Genomic DNA, 22400 nt, shown 5'->3' with positions numbered 1-22400 from the left:
CACAAGGGAGCGGCAGCGCGCGCCCGCAGCCGGGCGCGCGCTGCGTCACAAACTCAGCCCTTGGCGCGGGCTTCGAGGGCCACGACCGCGGGCAGCGCCTTGCCTTCGAGGAACTCCAGGAACGCGCCGCCGCCGGTCGAGATGTAGCCAAGCTTGTCGGCGACGTGGAACTTGTCGATCGCCGCCAAGGTGTCGCCGCCGCCGGCCAGCGAGAACGCGCTGGAACTCGCGATCGCCTCGGCAATCGCCTTGGTGCCGCCGGCGAAGCTGTCGTACTCGAACACGCCGACCGGGCCGTTCCAGACGATCGTGCCGCAGTTCTTCAGCAGCGCCGCGAGCGTCTTGCGCGTCTTCGGGCCGATGTCGAGGATCATCTCGTCGTCTTCGACTTCGCTGACCGGCCGCACCTCCGCGTGCGCCTCGGCGGAGAACTCGCTGGCGACGACGACGTCTTCCGGCAGCGGGATATCGCCACCGCGCGCCTTGATCTTCGCGAGGATCGTCTTGGCGGTATCGAGCATGTCCTTCTCGTAGAGCGACTTGCCGATCTTGTAGCCGGCCGCGGCGAGGAAGGTGTTGGCGATGCCGCCGCCGATGATCAGCTGATCGGCCTTGTCGGCCAGCGTGTTGAGCAAATCCAGCTTGGTCGACACCTTGCTGCCACCGACGATGACCGCGAGCGGACGCTTCGGCGTCGCCAGGGCCTTGCCGAGCGCTTCAAGCTCGGCCGCCAGCAGCGGGCCGGCGCAGGCGACCGGCGCGAAGCGCGCGACGCCATGCGTGCTCGCCTCGGCGCGATGCGCGGTGCCGAAGGCATCCATCACGTAGATGTCGCACAGCGCCGCCATCTTTTTCGACAGTTCTTCGTTGTCGTCCTTCTCGCCCTTGAGGAAGCGCGTGTTCTCGCCGAGCACGATCTGGCCGGGCTGCAGGTCGATGCCGTCGATCCAGTTGGTCAGGATCGGCACGCTCTGGCCCAGGTGTTCGGCGAACCAGGTCGCGACCGGCGTCAGCGAGGCGTCCGGATCGAACTTGCCGGCCTTCGGGCGGCCGAGATGCGAAATCACCAGCACCGACGCGCCGCGCTCCAGCGCGAGCTTCAGCGTCGGCAGCGAGGCGCGCAGGCGTGCGTCCGAAGTGATCTTGCCGTTGGTCACCGGCACGTTGAGGTCCTGGCGGATCAGCAGGCGCTTGCCGGCGAGATCCAAGTCAGTCATGCGAAGTACGGTCATGGCTATCTGCTTTTGTGTGAGTAGAAATCGAAAGGCCCCGCGAGCGGGGCCTTCCGTTTGATGCTGTCGCTTACTTCGCCGCGATGACGCGGACCATTTCCAGGCACTTGTTGGAATAGCCCCACTCGTTGTCGTACCAGCTGACGAGCTTGACGAAGGTCTTGTCGAGCGCGATGCCGGCATCGGCGTCGAAGATCGAGGTGCGCGCGTCGCCGATGAAATCGGTCGCGACGACCTTGTCTTCCGTGTAGCCGAGGATGCCCTTGAGCGCGCCTTCCGACTGTGCCTTGATCTCGGCCTTGATCTCTTCGTAGCTGGCTTCCTTCTCCAGCTCGCAGGTCAGGTCGACGACCGAGACGTCGGAGGTCGGCACGCGGAACGACATGCCGGTCAGCTTCTTGTTGAGTTCCGGAATCACGACGCCGACAGCCTTGGCGGCACCGGTGCTCGACGGGATGATGTTCTCGAGGATACCGCGGCCGCCGCGCCAGTCCTTGCTGCTCGGGCCGTCGACGGTCTTCTGCGTCGCAGTGGCGGCGTGCACGGTCGTCATCAGGCCGCGCTTGATGCCCCACTTGTCGTTGATGACCTTGGCCAGCGGCGCGAGGCAGTTGGTCGTGCAGGACGCGTTGGAGACGATCGTCTGGCCGGCGTAGGTCTTGTGGTTGACGCCGTAGACGAACATCGGCGTGTCGTCCTTCGACGGCGCCGACAGCAGAACCTTCTTGGCGCCCGCATCGAGATGTTTCTGCGCGGTCGCCTTGTCGAGGAACAGGCCGGTCGACTCGATGACAACATCAGCGCCGACTTCGCCCCACTTGAGGTTGGCCGGGTCACGTTCCTGAGTCAGGCGAATCTTCTTGCCGTTGATGAACAGCGCGCCTTCCTTGACGGCGATCTCGCCCTTGAAGCGGCCGTGCACGGAGTCGTACTGCAGCATGTAGGCGAGGTAGTCCGGCTCGAGCAGATCGTTGATCGCGACGATCTCGATGTCGCTACCGAAATTCTGCACAGCGGCGCGAAGCACATTGCGACCGATGCGACCGAAGCCGTTGATGCCAACCTTGACTGCCATTTCAGACCATCCTCATTCAAGCAACCGGTGCAACGCGGCGCACCTGCCGTTCAAGCGCGGAGCCTATCGGCTCCGAAAAAAAGCGGGCCGTATCGACGCCTATTTTAGGCCAGAAGGCGCGCCGCGCTGGCCAGCACGGCTTCGGCGGTGACGCCGAGGTACTTGTAAACCTGAGCCGCCGGCGCGGATTCGCCGAAGCGGTCAACGCCGATGACTTCGCCGTCGAGGCCGACGAAGGCGCGCCAGTACAGCGTGATGCCGGCTTCGATCGCGATGCGCTTGCGCAGTGCGGAAGGCAGCACGGATTCGCGATAAGCGGCGTCCTGGGCAAGGAAAACTTCGGCGCAAGGCATCGACACCACGCGGACTCGGCGACCGCCATCGGCGAGCTGGCGGGCCGCCGCCATCGCGATTTCGACTTCCGAGCCGGTTGCGATCAGCAGCAGCTCGGGGTTGGCCGCAGACTCCCAGAGGACATAACCACCGCGACGGGCGTCCTTCAGGTGAGCTTCCGGATGTGCGTTCGGCACCAGGTTCTGACGCGACAGCGCGAGCGCACTCGGGCCATCGGCGCGACCGATCGCCTCGGTCCAGGCCACCGCCGTCTCGAAGGCGTCCGCCGGGCGCCACATGTGCATGCCCGGAATCAGGCGCAGCGACGAGACATGCTCGACGGCCTGGTGCGTCGGGCCGTCTTCGCCGAGGCCGATCGAGTCGTGCGTCAGCACGAAGATATTGCGCTGCTTCATCAGCGCCGCCATGCGCAGCGCGTTGCGGGCGTAATCGGAGAAGACCAGGAAGGTGCCGCCGAACGGAATCAGGCCGCCATGCAGCGCAACGCCGTTCATGATGGCCGACATGCCGAATTCGCGGACGCCGTAGTTCACGTAGTTGCCGGCCAGCGCGCCGCGACGCAGCGACTTGTGGCCCTTGAAGTCCGTGCAGTTGGATTCCGACAGGTCCGCCGAGCCGCCGAACAGTTCCGGTAGCTTCGCGGCGATGACGTCGAGCGCGGCCTTTGAAGCCTTGCGCGTCGCGTTCGGCTTGTCCTGCTTCGCGGTATCGGCGAGCAGCGCCGCCACGGTCTGGTTCCAGTCGGCCGGCAGCTCGCCGCGCATGCGACGCTCGAACTCGGCGGCGTCCTGCGGAAACGCCGCGGCATAGGCCTTGAAGCGGGCTGCCCAGTCGGCTTCACGCTTGGCGCCGGCGCTGCGTGCGTCCCAGGCGGTCTGTACCGCCGTCGGAATCTCGAACGGTGCCGCGCTCCAGCCGAGCTGCTCGCGCACCAACTTGATCTCGGCATCGCCCAGCGGCGCACCGTGGCACTTCTCTTTGCCCTGCAGGTTCGGCGAGCCGAAACCGATGATCGTCTTGCAGCAGATCAGCGTCGGCTTGTCGCCGGCCGTGCGGGCGGTTTCGATCGCCTTCTTGATCTCGTTGGGGTTGTGGCCGTCGACGTTGCGGATGACCTGCCAGCCGTAGGCTTCGAAGCGCGCCGGCGTGTCGTCGCGGAACCAGCCTTCGACCTCGCCGTCGATCGAGATGTTGTTGTCGTCGTACAGCGCGATCAGCTTGCCCAGGCCCAGCGTGCCGGCAAGCGAGCAGGCTTCGTGCGAAATGCCTTCCATCAGGCAGCCGTCACCGACGAACACATAGGTGTGATGGTCGACGATGTTGTGGTCGGCCTGATTGAAGCGGCTGGCGAGCACGCGCTCCGCCATCGCCATGCCAACCGCATTCGCCAAGCCCTGGCCGAGCGGGCCGGTCGTCGTCTCGACGCCCGGCGTCAGGCCATTTTCCGGATGGCCCGGCGTTTTCGAATGCAGCTGGCGGAAGTTCTTCAGCTCATCCAGCGGCAGGTCATAACCGGCCAGATGCAGCAGCGAATACAGCAGCATCGAGCCGTGGCCGTTGGAGACGACGAAACGGTCGCGGTTGACCCAAGCCGGATTGGCCGGGTTGTGGGACAGGAAGTCGTTCCACAGCACTTCGGCGATGTCCGCCATGCCCATCGGCATGCCGGGATGACCCGAATTGGCCTTCTGGACGGCGTCCATCGCGAGGACACGGATGGCGTTGGCCAGCTCGAAACGGGTCGGCATGAGGCTTTCCGGCAAGGGGAATGGGGGCGTTTGGGGCGCGTATTGTCCGGGTTTGGGCCACACGGGGCAACACTTCAAAGTGCACTACCCCGAACGCAGCAGATTGGGGCCTAGGGCCGCCAATCAATGGGCGTTCTTGGCAACCTTGAACCAGAGAATCTCGATCTCGGGCGAGTACGGGCTGGATTCGTATTTCAGGCGCAACAACTGGCCCGTTCCCGGATGCAGCCAGCGCGTACGCAGCTGGGGCTTCTTGTGCGGCGGGAACTGGATGACTTCATCGACGCGCAAGGCATCGCCCAGATAACCCGCCGTCGTCAGGTTTTCGACCGAGCAGCGCAGGCTTTCGGTCAGCTCCGGGAAATACTCGTTCGAGCCTTCGAAGCGGACATAGCGCAAACCGGGCATTGCCAGATGCGTGCGCCCGCGGCCGCAGTCCAGGCGGCGGTAGTCGAAGATCTGGCCGGCATCGATGCTCTCGGCAATATTGGTCCCGGGCAAACCACGCGTGTACAGGACGCGCGTATCGTCAACGACGATCGTCAGACCTTTCGCGCCGTACCAGGTTTCCAGAGAACCCGGCCCGATCATGCCGAGCAGGATCAACGCATCAAACTTGTTGCCAACCTGTACGTAGGCGTTGGCAAACGGCATTGCCGCCAGATTCGCGACGGCGGTGCCGGTCTGCGAGGGCATTTCGTCGGTGAAAAGCGGGCTTTCCGAGATCGCATTGAAGGTCCGGCAACCGACCAGCGATCCAGCCACCGCGAGGGCCATCAACACGCGCGATAGCACGACATTGCGCTTAGTCGACATAACCCTGTCTCGCGTTGTATTCGCCGACGATCTCGTACAGCGGACGACCGTCGTTGACCTTCTGACCGCCGTCGCGGGTCAGGAAGCGATACTGGAAGCCTGCTGCGCCACGCTCCGCACCGTCAAAAAGTTCGGAAAGCGGAATGCGCAGATAGATGCCCTTGTCGAACGATCCTTCACCGAATTCTTCAGACGAAACATTGGTCTTCGTCGCAAACGCGCCGATCACAAGACCGTTGTCGAACTCTCGCGAAATATCCAGGGTGGCGCCGACATCGCGGGCTAGATAGCGCCCCGCGCTGGCCTTGATGCGCAGTCCGTACAGCGGCGTGTCGTAGTAGACCGAAAAGTGTCCGGTCGCGACCCGATAATCGAGAAATTCGAAGCGCTGATCGTAATCACGCTGCACGACGTAATTGACGTCGACGCCATAGGCAAAGCGGCTCGATAGCGGGCGGTACAGAATCTCGCCGGCCACACCGCCATACATCGACTCAAAGATGCCCGCCGAAACCCGTCCGAACAGGTCCTTGCCCAGCGGAAAGACATAGTTCGCTTCCAGCGTATCGAGGTAGGGATTGCTGCCGGACGATTGGTAGAGCGCAAGCTGGCTGCGGACTTCCGGCAAGCTGCTGGAGTCGCGATAGACCGTTTCGTCCAGATTGCCCGCCACCTTGACGCCCAAGGTGCCGGTCAGGCTCAGGCCGCGGCTCAGCTGCAATGTCGCGAAAGGCTTCGCGGTCAGATCGCCGAGTACGAAGCCGTCGATACCGCCGATGTTCAATCTCAAGCCTGGCGAGACGCCCCAGGTCCAGGCCGGGTATTCGAGCAGCTCCGGATACGTTGCCTGAAGGCGCGGCGTCGAAGCCTGCGACCTGATCTCCACATTCGCGCGGAACTCGTCCGGAGAAATCCGTTCACGGGCCTCGGCGTCCAGCACCTCGCGGTCGGCGGTGAGACTCAGCACTTCCATGCCACCGGCGACCTCGATCACTTCGAGGCGCTTAGCCTCTTCAGGCATGTGCGCCAGCGTGGCACGACCGGCGGTGCGCAACACATCCACGCTCTCGTCCGAGACGCGATTGGTTTCCCAGAGACTTACAGTACCGGTCTGCGCATCGTAATTGGCCGCGTGCGGGATAACGTCATAGCGCTGCAGCATCTCAAGCCAATTCTTGGCACCCTCCGGCGTATCGAGCTTGGGACCTTTGGGCTGGTACTGCGGAATCAGCAGATGGCTCGCACCTTTGGGAACGAAGTGTTCGGACGGCTTTCTGTCACCACCGAAATTCGGGGCAAGGCCAATCTGGCCCATCACGGTGTCGCCGCGTATCACCGCCAAGCTGGCAAACCAACTGCCCGGCAGGCGATATCGCATGCCGACATTGACGCGCGACTTGACCTCAAGCGGTTCGGTGGACGGCTCGGCCGTGTAATCATTGCCGTCCAGCTCGAGCTGGACAGACCAGCGCGAATCTCGCGGCGCCCATTCAACGCCGCCGATAATGCTGGCACTGCGCCCGGCGAACCATTCGCTGAGCTCCGGGATGCCGCCCTGCTCGCTCGCTGGATCAAGCAGTTCGCGCTCGTCGTCGCGCACGCCGATCGCCGCAAAAGGATTGCGAATGTCTGCGTAGGTCCCGAAACGACCGAAGCCCAGGCCCAGCGTGAAGCCGAAATCGTAGTAGTGCTTTGTCGCGACCAGGGACTCCGAGGAGAACAGGCCAGTTCCGCCGAAATCGTTCAGCCCCAGCGCAATCGAAGGCCGCCAAGTCGACTCGGACAGAAGGCGAATCGCAACGTCGAAAGATTTGTCCTTGAACGACTGATCATTGACCTCGCTATAGCGGCGATTGGTGATCGCCACGTATCGCGCGCCGACGTGCAGCCAGTCCGCAGGTTGGGCCGACAGATAAAGCGTGTTATACGGCGGCGCGATGGAGACGCCCAGGCCCAATGTCCCCGTCTGCGGGAAAGCGGCTGTCGGGGTTGTGATCAGCGCCGGGTAACCGGAGGGTCCATGCACAACCGGTTGCGCTTCTGCAGCCGCAGTCATAGCGGCGAGACAAATCGCCACTGCAAACGAATTGCGTAAAAGCCTATTCACCACGCAGACAAACCGAATCAGGGGCAATCAGCGAGCCCGGAGGAACCATTGTCGGCCGATAACGCCAAGCGTCCAGTGCAAGCCCCAGCTGCCGACCATTGGGATAGTGCAGCACGAAGTTATCGACCCCTTCGCGATCTGCCTTGGGCAGCTGATCGACGTAGATGTCTGCTGCCGCTGCTGGGCTATGCTGCATGCGGACGATGGCGCCTTGCGCGGTGGCGACGTACACAACGCCGCTGCGAGCAGGCAGCGCGAGCAAATCACCGTCCTGCAGCAAGACGGGGCGAATTCCTGCCTCTCCGACAACGGCATCGCGCGCATCGATACGAATCAGCTGCCCGGAAAGCAGCTGGCGGATCGCGTCGGTGCGCTTTTCGAGTTTGGGATCATCCTGCATGAGCAGGCTGGCGTGACGCGCCGCCAGCGGGACGCAGTCCGATTTGTCGTTATTGCTTACGTCGGCGCGACGAAGCAAGAGTGTTCCCAGTCGATAACCGTCGCGGCTGGCCCCTGTGCTCGCGGCAAGCGCGTTCTGGATGGTCGCTTTGTCAGCCGGGAGCTTGACGGCGCCTGGGTTATCAACCGAGCCATCAAGCTGCACGGAAATGGTGCCGACACTGGCTGGGCGCTGCGAACGGACATCATCTGCCTGCGCATGAACAAGCGCCGGCACGCAACACAGTGCGGTGATCAGGAAAAGCCGCTTCGCATCCATTTGTGCGCACCAATCGAGGCTGCTGCTTGAATCTGATTTCAGGCCAATCAAAAACCTGTGCAGCCAATGACCGAGGCCAAAATGACTTTGATGGCGGTGGCCATCCTTGGGCACATCGATCAATGCGCCTCTGCACCACTAGCCACCCGCAGAACGAAAAAGAAAGGCTAGCCCGAGGGGCTAGCCTTTCCGATTTCTGCTGACGACTATCAGGTCGACGTCGTCGACGTCGTCGTGGTCGTCGGCGGAGTCGTCGGCGGAGCCGTCGGCGTCACCGTCGCCGTCGGCGTCGGTGGCAGCGTCGGGCCGCTGCTGTCGTCGTCATCGTCCAGGAAGTCGATGGTGACCAGCGTCAGACCCAGAACGCCGGCGACAATCGCCGTGATCTGCAGGGCCGACAGCGGACCACCGGCAACCGGTACGCCAACGGCGCTGGCGCCGGATTCCGTCACCACGTAGGTGCCCGGAACTTCAGCCGGCTTGAGGTACCCGGCCTTGACGGCGTCGGGGAGCGTCATGCCCAGCTTGTTGGAATACGCAACCGCCGCCGCCTGAGACAGCACGCCAGTCTGCTTCGCCTGGGCCATAGCCTGCGTGCTGGTCACAGCTGCCACGATCGGGCCGCCCGCAAGGCAAACCGCCAATGTCATCACAATAGCTTTGTTCACTGAAAACCCCGTAAAGATACCCGTGAAATTTTGCGGGCGAAGCACGGATCACTCGCCGCCCGGACAGTTATAAACGTATCCCCACCGAACAAATCTTAGCATATGCCGGCGAAAATATAGTGATCTACCACAAATTCTTATAGCTACTTTACAACAGTTTCCCGCTGAACAGTTGCTGACTCCAAAGGACGCAGCTTGACCAAATCCTGCGGCGCGCCGCCTCCGCCACCAAACCAGACCAGAAAATCGGCAAGTGCCGAGGCACCGACTGAATCCCGAGTCAGATAGCTCGCACCCACCGAATTCAAGACGGCCTCGGCAGTGGCGCGATACTCGACAGGTTCCGCGGCCCAGTAATCGGCCAAGGCCTTACCGGTTTCAATTTCCCTGACGACCTGCAACTCCGCTTCTGGGCTCGGATTTGCAGAGTCTGCCGGCAGCGCGGCGAAAGCTGTCTGCGCGCACAGGAGCGCTCCCAGTGAGAGGGCTCCGCGCATCGTCAATGCCAGCATTTCACCCGAATTTCGCAAAAGCGGCCCTCAAATCGACCCTACAACCTGCTCGCAGCCCATTTTGTCGCCCTGCTAGAATCGCGAAAGGCCCATGGCGCGCTGCAATCTAGTAGCTACCCACCTGTCCTGCTGCCGCGCTTCCCTGTCGTTCTATGGTGCCACCCCCCATGATTTTGAGTCAATTTCTGACCGTACTCTTCATCAGTTCAAGTTGCACAGCAGCGCTCATTTTTGCGGAGCGCTGGCATATCGGCCTGACGGGGGACACCGCAACCGAAGCTCGCCACAAGGTACATGCGGGAACCGTGCCAAGAGTGGGAGGTGTGTCGGTCTATGTTTCCGGGCTCACTGGCCTTGCCCTGCTGTCGCCAACGTTGCCCGATGTAACGGCAAAGATCCTGTGGATGCTCTGGGGCTGTCTGACGATCGTGTTCGTCACCGGCCTGATCGAAGATCTGACCCGCGCGGTATCGCCTGCGCTGCGCTATATCGCTGCGCTCGGCGCTGCACTGCTGTTCAGCATCGCCCACGATGGATACGGCATCTCCTCGGTTGGCATCACGCCGCTGGACACACCGTTGAATCTCTCCTGGATCAGGATCGGATTCTTTGCATTCGCGGTCGCCAGCCTCTCGCACGCCTTCAACTTGATCGACGGTCAGAACGGCCTGTGCGCCGGAGTGAGCATTCTCACGTTCGTGGCCCTCGCCATCACTGCGCAAAAAACCGGGCAACCGCCCCTGGCCCAGTTGAGCTGGATCATGGCTACGGCGAATCTTGGCTTCCTGATTTTCAATTTTCCCTTCGGACGCATCTTCATCGGTGATGGCGGCGCCTACTTCAACGGCGCGATCGCGGCCGTCATCACCGTGTTCGTCGTCCAGGGTGCCGGCGGCGCCTCACCTTGGCTTGCCATCCTGCTGCTGATTTATCCGGTATGGGAAACGCTCTTCTCGATGGCGCGCCGTTGGCATGCCGGCAGACCGTTCTATGTCGCGGACGATCGGCATCTGCACCACCTCGCGGCGCGCTCATTGCGTCAATTCGCCTCAAGCGGACGATCCTATGCGGCGCTGCCGGTGATTCTTCTCGTCGCTCCGTTTGTGCTGGCGGCACCGTATGTGCTCGCCAACACCGCCGCGATGATCGGCTTGGCCGCCGCGTTCGTCGCCGTCTATGGTGTTGCGTACTTCGCACTCAGCCGCGCATATCCAGAGCCGGCCGTAGAGTCTCGAAACCTCGGCGCACGGCGCAGGAAGCAAGGCTGATTACCGGCCAGCGGCTTCGCCTGAGCAGCGACATAATCAGCGTGTTTGCATAACCGACCGACGCCGCAGTAGATGAGGCTAGCCAGCGTAATCGTCACCTACAACCCGCCGAGCGGCTTGACCGATCGCGTTTGCTCGGTACTCGAGCAAACCGATTTCGCGGTGATTGTCGACAACGGGTCCGCAGGCGCACCCGACCTCGCCACCCTGCCGCCCAGCCTGTCCGATCGCGTGCAGGTCCTCCGCAATGCGCACAACGTCGGGCTGGCCGCCGCGCTCAATCAGGGCATTCTGCGTTGCATCGAACTCGGCGCTTCTCGAGCCCTGCTGCTTGATCACGACAGCACACTCGGACCAGGCTTGGTCAAAGCGCTTTGCGCGGCGGAATCCGGGCTTCCATCCAATACCAAGGTTGCGGCGCTAGTGCCGGCGATTCGATATGCCCACCCGAACATCGCATGCCGCTGGCCGTGTTCCTCGGGGCACTGGGGGCCGTTCTTTCATTTCGTCTACGCCTCCCGGCTCAGCGCGCCAACCGCGGTCGATCTGGCGATCGGATCCGGCATGCTGGTGGACGTGGAAGCTTGGGAACGACTGGGCCGCTTTGACGAGAGTCTGTTCATCGATCTGGTCGATACCGAGTTCTGCCTGCGCGCACGCAGGCAGGGGTATCAGATCATTGCGGCTCCGGGCACAGCGCTGCAGCACGAGCTGGGCGCCGTCACGCAGCGCCGGTTGCTCGGACTGCGGACATTTCCAACCCATCACAGCGCCACTCGTCACTACTACATCAACCGCAACCGGATCACGCTGGCGCGACGCTATGCCCGCGAATTTCCAGGCTGGATGGCCTACGAGCTTCTGGGCGCGATCAAGCTTGCGATCAAGGTGCTGCTGTTTGAAGCCGATCGCCCTGGCAAGCTACGCCACATGATTCGCGGAACTGCCGACGGCCTGCGCGGACGCTCCGGCCCCATTCCTTCGCGGAAATGACCGCATCGACCTCTCCGCCGATCTGGACCATCTCCGTCATCAGCCATGGTCACGGCGCCGGCATCCTGCGATGTGTCGAGGACATTCATCGCCTGCTGCGAGGCACCGCGCATCAGTTCGTGCTGACCTTCAACGCCGGAGAGGACGTCGGGTTTCTGGATCAGCTGCCGGATTCAGTTCGCTCCAGTGTCAGGATCATTCGAAACAAAATGCCGCGCGGCTTCGCCGCCAATCACAACGCCGCGCTCAAGGGCGCAGGCTCTCTGTTCGTGCTGGCCGCGGATCCCGATCTCGCCATCGAGCAGGACATCTTCAACGCGCTGCAATCCGAACTGCAGCGGCCGACGTGCGGCATCGTCGCGCCTTTGGCATACACCTCGGAAGGACGCGCCGACGACAACGGCCGGCGGCTCGCAACACCGTGGGCCGTTCTGTCGCGCGCGATCTTTGGTCGTCATGGCGATCTTCCGCCGGCCGACTGCAGGGCAAGTCGAGAAGTCGACTGGCTCGCCGGCCTGTTCCTCGCCATGCGAGCCGAGACCTTCGACGCCCTGAGCGGATTCGACGAGCGCTATTTCATGTACTGCGAGGACGTCGACCTCTGCCTGCGCGCGCGCCAGCTGGGCCTGACGATCCAGCAACGCTGCGATCTGCGCATCACGCACGATGCCAATCGCAAAACCCTCAAACGGCCACGGCACCTGTCATGGCACGTTGCCAGCCTGCTAAGGCTATGGCGCTCGCCTGCGTACCGCGCCGCCAAATCGTGACGGCGCGGCTCAGCCGCTAAAGAACTTCGCCTGCTTGCGCCACCTTACAGGCGCAATACCACGCCGGCCGACAGTGCCAGCTGGTAGATGACCTGGACGATTTCCTTCGAGAACTGGAAGTTCTTCGAATCGACCTTGGGCAGCACCATGATCTCGTCTCCCGGCATGACCCGGGCTGACATCAGCCAGCTGCCGCTGGTATCGATCATTTCGCCGCTCGGCCGGACCAGGAAGATGCGGCTTCCGCCGCCGGTCTGCGTGACACCGCCCGCCTGCTGCACGTAGTAGCCGACGGACTTCCCTTCCTGGTACACAAACGAATTGGGGAAGAACACCTCGCCCTGCACCGCAACGATGTTCGACTTGCGCGGAATCTCGATGACGTCGCGATCCTCAAGGTCGACGGACTTCGGATCGAACCCTTCGTGCATGACCAGGCGGCCGAGCGGCTCGATCTGACGCGCCCGGTCGACGAACTTGAGAACCAGCTCAGCCTCGCGCACGCGCAATTCGGATTCTTCAAGCGTGCCGGAACGGGCAGTCAGCGCGGCCTGCTCCAGACGACGCAGCATTTCTTCAAGCACTTCTTTCTGACGAGCCGCGAGGCTGCGACGATACAGGCGCACGCCCGATGCATTCGACAGAGACGTCAGCTTCACCTGCTTCAGCAGGTCATCCAGGGTCGACTCATACGGAAACACATACTGCCCGACGCCTTGATACTCGCCTTCGACGCTGGCAATGATGCTGCCGACCGGACGATCGGCCGAGACGATCACCTCGTCTCCCGAGTTGATCACCACCTCGTCGATTCCGTCGGCCAGCGCGTAATAGCTGGCCTCGCGCGCAGCTCCCTGGTTCTTGATGACGCGCACATGCGTCGCCGTGCCGTCCGGCGCCGCCAGCTGTAGCAACGCACTCAGGGTTGTCGATCGCTCGAACTCGAACTGCGTGGCGTGCTTGACCAGACCGCTGACCGTTGCCGTCGACTTGCGGGAACCGACAACGATCGTATCGCCATCGCGGAACTGCATCAGCGGCAGTGCGCCGCGAATGAGGAAGTCGTAAAGATTGACGTTCAGCACAATCTGGTCGCCGCGGCGCACTGCGATATCCAGGAAGCTGCCCGTCCGGGTGTCGATACCGCCGGCGCGGTCGAGGAAATGCAGAATCGAGTCCGATGCCCAGGCGCCGTACAGGCCCGGTGCGTTGACGTTGCCCGTCACAAAGACCTTGACGGGCTCTGCGTTGGCAAGCGACGCGTAAACGCCGACGCTGTCGCGGAAAACTCTCTTGACCTGCTCCGTGACGACGGCATTGAGGTTTTCGTTGCGCGTGTTGCTGACACTGACCGGGCCGACTTTCGGGACGAAAATATTGCCGTGCGAATCGACTTCCAGGCGCACGACGAGATCGAATGCACCCCACAGCTTGAGGTCGATCACATCGCCGACGCTGACCAGGTAGTCCGGGTTGAATCCCCGATAGGACTGCTGGGCGAAGTGGCCCCTGAACAGGGTCGCACCGAACACGGTTTCATCGACGTCGCGCTCGCCGTCGACTTTGGCCGGGGCCGGGGTCGCGCTCGGCGCAGGCGTCGAAGCCTCCTGCGAAGGACGGGACAGCTGCGTGCTCATTCCCGCCATGGGCGGCCGCGCACCAGTGGCTGCAGCAAACGCCGCATCCTGAGCCGCTGCAATGCCGGCGGCGGCCGACAGGGTGGCAACCGCAAAATACCTAATCACGGCGCTCATTCCCGATGATCCTCAATGGTTGCAATAATCAGACTGACCACGAAATAGCCCAGATTCAGAAACAGGAACACGGTCAGCGTCCAATACAGAATGCGCGGATACTCCGCTTCGTCCGACAGACTTGGACGATCGATCGAGACCAGCGATTTTACCTTGCGCACCGACTCCAGTCGCGTTGCCTCCAGGGTGGCCAAGGCCGTCTTGTAGACCTCAGTCGCCAACCGCACCGCGACATCCGCATCCTGATACTTGAGCATGAGGTCGTTCAGACCGCTGCCCTTGCGCCCGACGATGCGGCCGCGCTCCTGCTCAAGCTGCGCCTCCAGCGCACGAATGCGCTGCTGGACCGCGATCACGTCCGGGGCGGCGGGATTGAGAAATGCCGACAGGGTCTTGAGCTGAGTGCGCTGGGTGACCAGCTCGCCTTCCAGCTGGGCGACAATGACGCTCGCCGCCTCGGCTTCCTTCTCCGGACTCAGCACATCGTTGTCGCGCTGCAGGACGATCATGTCCTTCGATGCCTGCTTCAGGCGCTCATTGGCCTGCTCGACCTGTTCCTCGACAAACTTGAGCTGCTGCCGCGCGAGCTCCATGCTGACTTCGTTGACAAACTCCTCGCTGCGCGACACCAGCTTGTTGGCGATGTTCTGCGCATATTCCGGGTCGAACGCCGCGAACTCGACGGACAGGATCAACGACTGATCGTCAATCGTCACCGTCAGATGGTCGTTGTAGTACTCCAGAAAATCTTCCTTCGAAGCGTCACTCGCAAGCCGGCCGACCACGTCGAAAGTCGGCGCACTGAAATGCCCACGCAGGTCAAGCTCGGCGTCCAGGTACTCGAGCATCGTTCTGGACTTCATGAAGTCCTCGACCAGCAGGGCATCCTGCTTACTCTTGCCGCCGCCCATGCTGAGCAGACCGAGTGCCAGTTCGGCACCCGCACTCACCATCTGCGAGTCCTGCTCCACCATCACGTGAGCACGGCTGATGTATCCGTTTGTTGAAATCAACGCCAGGTAAAGCCACGCAAGCAACGTGGGCGCCAGCACCAGGCTGGCGTAGCGCCCGGTCCGGCCGGTCAGCGCATTGGGAATGTATTTCATGCTGCCTTTTGATCTCTCTGGTACTCGTCCAACGCCTGGCCGATCGAATCGTAGAACACCGGTCCGCTTCGCTTCATATACACACCCACCTCGCAGTCGCGCCTCAATTGCTCGAGGTTGTGGCTCACCATCACGATGCTCGCCCGCCCTTTCTTCTGATTGAAAGCCGCCTCGGCCTTGGCGCGAAACTTCTGATCGCCTACCGCCGTCAGCTCGTCGATCAGATAGTAGTCGTATTCAAAGGCCATGCTGATGGCAAATGCCAGGCGTGCGCGCATGCCGGATGAGTAGGTTTGCACCGGCTGCTCGATGAACGGACCGAGCTCCGCGAAATCGATGATGAACTTCATGCGCTCCGCTGAAGTCGCGGGGTCGTCGCCGTTGATCCGGCAGACGAAGCGCGCGTTGTCGCGACCGGAGATCGCGACAGCGAATCCGCCGCTAAGCCCGAGCGGCGGCGAAATGGTTCCGTCGGCGCGGATGCGCCCGGCGTCCGGCAGTTCCATGCCGCCGATCAAGCGCAGCAGCGTCGACTTGCCGACGCCGTTGCGCCCGACAATGCCGACATGCGTTCTCGCCGGCAGCTTCAGATTGAGATCACGGAATACGTGATAGCGGGTGAAGCCCTCCAGCGGGTAGGACTTTGAAACGCCTTCGATCGTGATCATCGCTAAATCAGGAGGTGCAGATAGCGCCGATAGGCCGCAAAGCCGATGAACTGCAGCACGAGGATCGAACCCCACAAAAAGACCCAGCTGGCCGGAGAGGTATAGCCGGACATGACGGCATCACGCGCCAAGTCGATCCCATGCAGGATGGGGTTCAGTGACAACAGCCAGCGGGCACTGGACGGAATCATCGTCATGGTGAAAAACGCCCCCGACACGAAAAACAGCGGGCGGGTCAGAATCGAGAGCACCCTGCGCACATCAGGGAAAACCGTGCCGAACACGTCGAAAACCAGGCCCAGGCTGATACCAAGCACAAACAGCGACAGCATCGACAGTGCCAGCTCCAGAAGATGCATCCGCGGCATCGCCTGACCGAACCACCACCAGCCGCCGAGGAAAACCAGCAGCACTCCGGTCATCATTAGCCCGTCGATCATCGCGCGGGCAAGCATGATGTCGATCGGCTTGATCTGCCGGTAGTTGAACAGTCCTTTCTGGTTGAGGCAGACGCCCTGGACACCGCTCAGCGCGTTCGAAAACAGGAAGTAGGGTACGGTTCCAAAGACGAAGAAAATAACCGGACTTTCGCCGTAAATCGTTTGCCCGCCGCCGCCCACAATCGTGTGCAGGCCGACCAGGATGGAGACCGTCGCGGCAGGCTCGACCAGCGCCCAGAAATAGCCCAGGCGCGCGCGACCGTAGCGGACCTTCAGCTCACGCAGGAGGAAGGCATTGACCGAAGTCAGGAACACCTCCCAGCTCGACCGCCCGTAGCGTCGTGGCGGCAGCGGGGGTATCAGCGGGACGGGCGTCGGCGGGGTATCTGCCATCAGCAGCTCACGGTGTGCCTTGGAAGCGCACTTTGGAGTAAGGGTTCGGCACAGGCATGAGCGGGCAAAAATATCGCTAGAATAAACAGGCGCAGAGCGTCGCTTGGACTAGTATACGCGCCCACGCTATCGAACCCGCCATGTCCCTGCTGAAGACCCGCCTGACGTCCGCCAAGGCCCTGTTGGGCCGCCTGCCCGCCGTTAGAACCTATCTCCGCGTACATGGCCTGCGTCTGACCCTGCTCCGCGCGTTCGACGAGGTGCTACGGGGTCGCAACCGCGGCGGCATTGTGGATGCAAACCGCTGGCTCAACAATGCCTCTGAACCTTCGCTGCGCCCACGGGTTGGACCGCAAGGCCTGCACCACCCCTCGGTCGCCATCATTGGCGCGCTGGATCTCCATCAGTGTCGGAAGTACAGGGTTCTGCAGAAGGCCGAGGAACTGGCCGCTCACGGCTGCCGGGCAGTCATTTCCAGCTATTTCGACGTCCCGCGCAGTTTCGACGCACTTCAACTCGCCACGGCTGTCATTTTCTATCGCGTTCCGGATGGCCCTCTGTTTCAGGCCTACGCCGATGAAGCCGCACGTCTCGGGCTGCCGATGGCCTACGACATTGATGACCCGCTGTTCTGCAAACCCGTCTATACGACCAATGCCAATCTGCTGACTCTGTCTCCGGCCGAGCGCACGCAGCTGGTCAACGATTGCAGCCATTACCTGTCGGCAATGCGGCGTTGCGATGCCGCCATCGTCAGCACGCCCGGCCTGGTAGCCGTGGCGGCGTCGTACCTGGACGGCAAGCCGGTCTATCTCTGGCGCAATGCGCTCGATGCTGAAACCCGCTCCATCAGCAAGGACGTCCTGGAGGGTGGAGTTCGCAACGGCGATGGTCTGCTCCGGATCGGTTACATGTCGGGGTCGCGCGCGCACGACCTCGATTTCAAGGTGATCTCCGGCGCGCTGGCACGCGTTCTCAGCGACTATCCGCATGTTCAACTCGTGATCGCAGGGCATTCCAGCGTTCCCGAACCGCTGCAGGCCTTTGGCCCGAGAATCGATGTTCGTCCTTTCTCCAATTACAGGGGCTATTTTCAAACGCTCTCCGAGGTCGACATCGTGGTCATTCCCTTGCTGGGAGACCCCTTCAATGCCTGCAAGAGTGCCATCCGCTACCTTGAGGCGGCGATCATGGAGAAGCCCTGCGTGGCGAGCACCGTCGGTGACTTTCTGAATCTCGTCGAGCATGGCAGGACCGGATATCTGGCGGAATCCGAGGCCGACTGGATTGCCAACCTTGGAAATCTGATCGAATCGGAGGACCGGCGCCGCAGCATGGGCCTCGCCGCGCGCCAGGATGTTCTCGCCCGACAGACCTCAGATGCAATCTCGGCGGGACTGGACCCAAACTTGTTGCAGACGATCACAGGTGCAGCCCGTGTCTAAACGCGTACTGCTCGTCAACGTTTATTTCGCGCCCAACAGCTTCGGCGGTGCCACCGTCGTCGCCGAGGAGATGGCGCAGCGACTCGCCGAACAGCATGGCTGGTCGGTCAGCGGCTTCACGTCCATGCGCGCCCCTGCGCTGCCCGACTACGTCATCCGCCGCTACCGTGCGCGCGCCACCGATGTGGTCGCCATCAGCCTGCCGGGCGCGCTGCGATACACCGAGGAATATCGGAATCCCCACGTACGGGCTCGGTTTGTCGAAGTGCTGGAAGCCTTCGCGCCGGACGTTGTTCACGTGCACTGCGTACAGACGCTCGGAGCAGATCTGCTGGATGCCGTTACTGAACGCAATATTCCGCTCGCGGTGACTTTGCACGACAGCTGGTGGCTGTGCGATCGCCAGTTCATGATCGATCGCCACGGTCAGCACTGCTTGCAGCGGACGATTTCGCAGGAGCGCTGCCACTACTGTGTCAACGACCACCGGGAAAGCCGGATTCGCAGCGAGTATCTGCGCGGGCAGCTAGGCCGGGCGGATGCGCTGCTGTTCCCGAGCAATTTCCAACGCGACCATTACATCAACAACGCCGCGGCACCGGAACGCTGCGTGGTCAACAAGAACGGTGTGTTGCCTCCCGCTGCCGGCTACCAACGCCGGCAAGCCGGCGGCGCTCCAGTGTTCGGCTTCATCGGCGGCCCGGGCGCTGTGAAGGGCGGCGATCTCATCGTCCGTGCGCTACAGCTGCTAGGCCGCAAGGACGTCCATCTCAAGGTCGTGGATGCCGCGCAGAATATCGGCTCCACCTGGGTAAACGCAGGCTACTGGAATGTTCCGTGCACGGTCGAGAATGTCCCCGCTTACAAGCAAGACAGCATTGACCAGTTCTTTGGATCGATAGACGTTCTTCTGTTCCCGTCACAAGCCAAGGAGAGCTTTGGCCTTACGGTCCGCGAGGCATTGCTGCGCGACGTCTGGGTCATTGCAACGGATGCCGGCGGTGCCGCCGAAGATCTCCGCGACGGTGAAAACGCGACGCTGATCCCGCTGGATGGCCAGCATCGCCTCCTTGCCGAAGCGATCGACGCCTGCATGCAGCGCACCGATTGGGCGGATTATCGGAATCCCCACAAATCAGCCATCACCACGCTGGATGACCAGGCCGCGCAACTGTCCGGAATCCTGAGCACCCTGGCTTCTCTTCCTCATTCTGCAACGCAATGACGACAACCCAGCTTCATCTGCATATCGGTCGCGCCAAGGTAAGTTCCACTGCCCTCCAGCACTTTCTTTGGGCCAATCGCGAATTGCTCGCGCAGCGAGGCGTCCTCTATCCAGAGACACCGATGGTGCACAACGCGTCGCACAAGCTGGCGCTGGTATTCCAGCCAGACCTGCATGACTACCGGCATGTGAATGGCACCAGCGCCGAGAAGGTTTACTCGGCGATGTTCGAGGAGGCCGATCGCCGCGGCCTGCAGCGGATCATCGCTTCCTCCGAAAATCTCTTCACCGTCGACCCCAAGAAAGTTGCGAAACAGCTCCCCAGCGGCTGCAAAACCAAGATCGTCTGCTATGTACGCCGCCAGGATGAGGTCCTGCTGTCGAGCTACGTACAGGAGCTCAAGACGGGCTTGATCCCCGGTGATGCCGATATCGAGGAGTACGCCAAACAACCGCTGCAGCTGACTTGGCTCGACTACGGGCCGGTTCTCGATGCTTGGGCGGACACGTTCGGCACCGAGAATATCGTCGTCCGCGTGTTCGAGAAGCAGCAGCTGCACAAGGCTTCCATTTTCGAGGATTTCCTGTCGGTCATCGGAGTCGACTCTTCTGGCATGGCGCCGCTCGAGCGCAGGCTCAATCCCAGCCCGGCACGCGATGTGCTCGACTTCATCAAGATCGTCAACGCGAGCCCCGAGATCGGCAAGAACCAGAAATTCGTGCTGCAGGTTGCCTTGACCCAGCTGTCGGAAACCATCGGCGCCGAGGGCCGGTATGCGCCGGGCACGATGATGTCCACCGCACTCAGAAAGCGCCTGATAGAACGCTTCCGGGATTCCAATGCAGCCGTGGCGCGCAAGTTCCTTGGCCGCAAGGATGGCGTTCTGTTTACGAACTTGAACATCAAGCAAGATTCGCAAGACCGGCCGTACACGGGACTGGAAGTCGAACGTTTTGCACGCATGGTCGCCGTATTGTTCGGCACGCAACAGCAGCGCATCGCGAACCTGCAGTTGCAGATCAACGAGCTGAAACGTCTAATGGAAAAATGAACCCAGCGACGCCAGCCGAGCAAGCAACCGAAGTCATGCCACGGCCCGGTGCTTCGCGCCGCAAGGCCATCATGGTTCTTGGGCCTCATCGATCGGGCACCAGCGTCATTACCCGCGCGTTACTTTGTTCGGGGGTCGATCTTGGCCAGCATTTGCTGGAGCCGAATGCCGACAACCCGAAAGGGTTCTTTGAGAATGCCAGGATCGTCGGATTCAACGACAGGCTGCTGAAGCAGCTGGATCGTTGTTGGGATTATGTGGCGCCCGTCGAGTGGGACGACTACATGGCCGGCATCGGTCATGAGTGGCTTGATGAGGCCGCCGAGCTGGTTCAGACGCAGTTCTCCGCGACGACGGATATCGCCATCAAGGATCCGCGACTCTGCTTGCTTGCGGCGTTCTGGGACCGGGTGCTGGAGGCGGCAGGCTTCGACGTGAAGTATGTCCTGGTTGCACGCCACCCGGTGGAAGCCGCGGAATCGCAGCGCAGCCGTTACATCAAGGATCCTCTCTTTCATCATGTCGGCGCGAACATCGCCGAAGGCGTTCTGCTCTGGGCCAATTACACGCAGGCTGCGCTCGGATTCCTCGCGGGAAAGCGCTTCGTCATGGCCGCCTACGCCGACTTCGTGGCGGAACCCGAGTCCGCGCTGCGTGCACTCGGTAGTGCGCTGAGTGCAGACCTGCCGGAACCGACCATTCGCGAATTTGTCGACGGGTTCCTCGACGAAACTCTGCAACGCCACAGCGCTGCTGTGTCCAACGTCGACGACGAGTTTGCCCCTTATGTAGGCGCATACCGGGCGCTCCTTGATCCGTCGCCCGACGCCGCGGCGCTGCATCGGGCGCTGCGCGGAGCCATGGCAGCGGATTCGCGCGTGCTGACGAGCATTTCGCGCAGCTATGTCCAGGCACGCCACGGCAACATCGAATCGCGCCTCGAACTCGTCAAGATGGGCAACATCATTGCCTATCAGGAATTCGCGCTCGCCCAAGCCAAGAAGCAGCTTGATGAGCGCGAAAGCCTACTCATCGCCGCCAAGGAGCAGTTCATCGCGGAGCGCATAGAGCGGGATCAACTCATGCTCAAATTGGCTGCCCACGAGGATCAGGCAGGCGTCGGCTCCAAAGAGGAGAAGCTCCGCCGTGCCGATCGCTGACCTGCTGCGCACGCGCCCGCGTCTCAGCGTCGTCGTCGCATTCCACAACATGCGTCGCGAGGCGCGACGTACGCTGCAAGCCCTGACCGTAGCGTATCAACGCGATGTGCGCATCGCCGATTACGAAGTCATCGTCGTCGACAGCCAGTCGACCGAACCGCTGGATTCTCAGTGGGTCGAATCGCTGCAGAGCAACTTTCGCTACCGCTTTGTCGAGTCCACAAGCCCGACACCCAACCGGGCGATGAACATCGGCATCGACATGGCAAGGGCAAGGTTGGTTTGCTGCATGATCGACGGCGCCCGCATCCCGTCGCCCGGCATCGTCGCCGGCATGCTGCGGGCAAGCGATGCCTTTGCGCCTGCTTACGTGATGTCCTTGGGCATGCACCTGGGCCCCAAGACACAGAACGAGTCGGTCTCGGATGGATACAACCAGACTGTCGAGGACGCGCTGCTCGCCACGGTGGACTGGCAGGCGGATGGCTACGAGCTGTTCCGCATTTCGACCGCGGCCGTGTCCTCTCAAGGCGGCTATTTCCAGCCGGTTGCCGAGACGAATTGCTTCGCCGCACCGAAGCGGGCCTTGCTTGAACTGGGCGGCTTCGACGAGCGGTTCGTCGAGCCCGGCGGCGGCCTGGTCAATCTGCATCTTCACAACCTGCTCGCCATGCATCCCCAGCTGCGACCGGTCATGCTGCTGGGAGAAGCCACCTTTCACCAGTTTCACGGTGGCGTGGCGACAAACACGCCCTCAGCCCAGTCGCCCTTCTCGCGATTCGCCGCCGAGTACGAGCGCATCGTCGGCCATCCCTTCCGCAAGCAATGGCGCGCGCCGTCCTACTTCGGACAGATGCCGGAATCCGCGCAGCGCTTTCTGAACATCAACCCCTAAG

At 62.1% G+C, this 22400-nt stretch carries 20 protein-coding genes; 8 read left to right on the top strand and 12 right to left on the bottom strand.

Annotated features, from left to right (window positions below; all coding sequences use genetic code 11):
* Window positions 1-53 precede the first annotated feature (53 nt).
* The 8 genes from AC3WUF_RS04300 to AC3WUF_RS04265 all read right to left on the bottom strand — a co-directional run bounded on the left by AC3WUF_RS04300 (window position 54) and on the right by AC3WUF_RS04265 (window position 9230).
* The gene (locus AC3WUF_RS04300; protein WP_492422761.1) at window positions 54-1232 is read right to left on the bottom strand and encodes a phosphoglycerate kinase; all 1179 of its coding nucleotides are present in this window, start codon (window positions 1230-1232) and stop codon (window positions 54-56) included.
* A gap of 70 nt (window positions 1233-1302) precedes the next feature.
* Window positions 1303-2307 carry a type I glyceraldehyde-3-phosphate dehydrogenase gene (gap, locus tag AC3WUF_RS04295; RefSeq protein ID WP_492422759.1) on the bottom strand — a complete coding sequence of 335 codons (1005 nt, stop codon included), beginning with the start codon at window positions 2305-2307 and terminating at the stop codon, window positions 1303-1305.
* Between the two features lie 104 nt (window positions 2308-2411).
* The gene (tkt, locus tag AC3WUF_RS04290; protein ID WP_492422757.1) at window positions 2412-4409 is read right to left on the bottom strand and encodes a transketolase; all 1998 of its coding nucleotides are present in this window, start codon (window positions 4407-4409) and stop codon (window positions 2412-2414) included.
* 123 nt (window positions 4410-4532) lie between these two features.
* On the bottom strand, window positions 4533-5225 hold the full coding sequence (locus tag AC3WUF_RS04285) for a hypothetical protein (protein WP_492422755.1): 693 nt from the start codon (window positions 5223-5225) through the stop codon (window positions 4533-4535).
* Window positions 5215-7281: a YjbH domain-containing protein gene (locus AC3WUF_RS04280; RefSeq protein ID WP_492423557.1), complete on the bottom strand. Its 2067-nt coding sequence runs from the start codon at window positions 7279-7281 to the stop codon at window positions 5215-5217. Before AC3WUF_RS04280 ends, AC3WUF_RS04285 begins: the two co-directional genes overlap by 11 nt.
* 43 nt (window positions 7282-7324) lie before the next feature.
* Entirely contained in the window at window positions 7325-8173 is an 849-nt protein-coding gene (locus AC3WUF_RS04275) for a hypothetical protein (protein WP_492422753.1), read from the bottom strand.
* Between the two features lie 86 nt (window positions 8174-8259).
* A complete protein-coding gene (locus AC3WUF_RS04270) occupies window positions 8260-8664 on the bottom strand; it encodes a hypothetical protein (protein ID WP_492422751.1) in 405 nt (134 codons plus the stop codon).
* A 197-nt stretch (window positions 8665-8861) separates the two neighbouring features.
* A complete protein-coding gene (locus AC3WUF_RS04265; RefSeq protein ID WP_492422749.1) occupies window positions 8862-9230 on the bottom strand; it encodes a hypothetical protein in 369 nt (122 codons plus the stop codon).
* A gap of 167 nt (window positions 9231-9397) precedes the next feature.
* Between AC3WUF_RS04265 and AC3WUF_RS04260 the strand changes: the two genes are divergently transcribed.
* The 3 genes from AC3WUF_RS04260 (at window position 9398) to AC3WUF_RS04250 (ending at window position 12261) form a co-directional block, all read left to right on the top strand.
* A complete protein-coding gene (locus tag AC3WUF_RS04260) occupies window positions 9398-10498 on the top strand; it encodes an MraY family glycosyltransferase (RefSeq protein WP_492422747.1) in 1101 nt (366 codons plus the stop codon).
* Between the two features lie 72 nt (window positions 10499-10570).
* A complete protein-coding gene (locus AC3WUF_RS04255) occupies window positions 10571-11491 on the top strand; it encodes a glycosyltransferase family 2 protein (RefSeq protein ID WP_492422745.1) in 921 nt (306 codons plus the stop codon).
* A complete protein-coding gene (locus AC3WUF_RS04250; RefSeq protein WP_492422743.1) occupies window positions 11488-12261 on the top strand; it encodes a glycosyltransferase in 774 nt (257 codons plus the stop codon). The genes AC3WUF_RS04255 and AC3WUF_RS04250 overlap by 4 nt, the downstream gene beginning before the upstream one ends.
* A gap of 44 nt (window positions 12262-12305) precedes the next feature.
* On the opposite strand, the gene AC3WUF_RS04245 is transcribed toward AC3WUF_RS04250, so the two are convergent.
* Genes AC3WUF_RS04245 through AC3WUF_RS04230 form a run of 4 tightly spaced genes read right to left on the bottom strand, consistent with a single transcriptional unit; the run spans window position 12306 to window position 16622 of the window.
* Window positions 12306-14015 (bottom strand): polysaccharide biosynthesis/export family protein, encoded by a 1710-nt coding sequence (locus AC3WUF_RS04245; protein ID WP_492422741.1) that lies wholly within the window; start codon window positions 14013-14015, stop codon window positions 12306-12308.
* Window positions 14012-15121 (bottom strand): KpsE/RkpR family capsule polysaccharide export protein, encoded by a 1110-nt coding sequence (locus tag AC3WUF_RS04240; protein ID WP_492422739.1) that lies wholly within the window; start codon window positions 15119-15121, stop codon window positions 14012-14014. The genes AC3WUF_RS04245 and AC3WUF_RS04240 overlap by 4 nt, the downstream gene beginning before the upstream one ends.
* The gene (locus AC3WUF_RS04235) at window positions 15118-15789 is read right to left on the bottom strand and encodes an ABC transporter ATP-binding protein (protein WP_492422737.1); all 672 of its coding nucleotides are present in this window, start codon (window positions 15787-15789) and stop codon (window positions 15118-15120) included. Before AC3WUF_RS04235 ends, AC3WUF_RS04240 begins: the two co-directional genes overlap by 4 nt.
* Window positions 15790-15791: 2 nt before the next feature.
* Window positions 15792-16622 (bottom strand): ABC transporter permease, encoded by an 831-nt coding sequence (locus AC3WUF_RS04230; RefSeq protein WP_492422735.1) that lies wholly within the window; start codon window positions 16620-16622, stop codon window positions 15792-15794.
* A 140-nt stretch (window positions 16623-16762) separates the two neighbouring features.
* Between AC3WUF_RS04230 and AC3WUF_RS04225 the strand changes: the two genes are divergently transcribed.
* Genes AC3WUF_RS04225 through AC3WUF_RS04205 form a run of 5 tightly spaced genes read left to right on the top strand, consistent with a single transcriptional unit; the run spans window position 16763 to window position 22399 of the window.
* The gene (locus tag AC3WUF_RS04225) at window positions 16763-18067 is read left to right on the top strand and encodes a glycosyltransferase (RefSeq protein WP_492422733.1); all 1305 of its coding nucleotides are present in this window, start codon (window positions 16763-16765) and stop codon (window positions 18065-18067) included.
* A complete protein-coding gene (locus tag AC3WUF_RS04220; protein ID WP_492422731.1) occupies window positions 18060-19292 on the top strand; it encodes a glycosyltransferase family 4 protein in 1233 nt (410 codons plus the stop codon). The genes AC3WUF_RS04225 and AC3WUF_RS04220 overlap by 8 nt, the downstream gene beginning before the upstream one ends.
* A complete protein-coding gene (locus AC3WUF_RS04215) occupies window positions 19289-20344 on the top strand; it encodes a hypothetical protein (RefSeq protein WP_492422729.1) in 1056 nt (351 codons plus the stop codon). The genes AC3WUF_RS04220 and AC3WUF_RS04215 overlap by 4 nt, the downstream gene beginning before the upstream one ends.
* Window positions 20341-21504, top strand: coding sequence for a sulfotransferase family protein (locus AC3WUF_RS04210; protein ID WP_492422727.1), 1164 nt, complete (start codon window positions 20341-20343; stop codon window positions 21502-21504). Before AC3WUF_RS04215 ends, AC3WUF_RS04210 begins: the two co-directional genes overlap by 4 nt.
* Window positions 21491-22399: a glycosyltransferase gene (locus AC3WUF_RS04205; protein ID WP_492422725.1), complete on the top strand. Its 909-nt coding sequence runs from the start codon at window positions 21491-21493 to the stop codon at window positions 22397-22399. The genes AC3WUF_RS04210 and AC3WUF_RS04205 overlap by 14 nt, the downstream gene beginning before the upstream one ends.
* Window position 22400 lies beyond the last annotated feature (1 nt).

It is taken from the genome of Fontimonas sp. FW305-C-3 (assembly GCF_058783185.1).
This window is presented reverse-complemented; position numbering and strand designations above follow the sequence as displayed.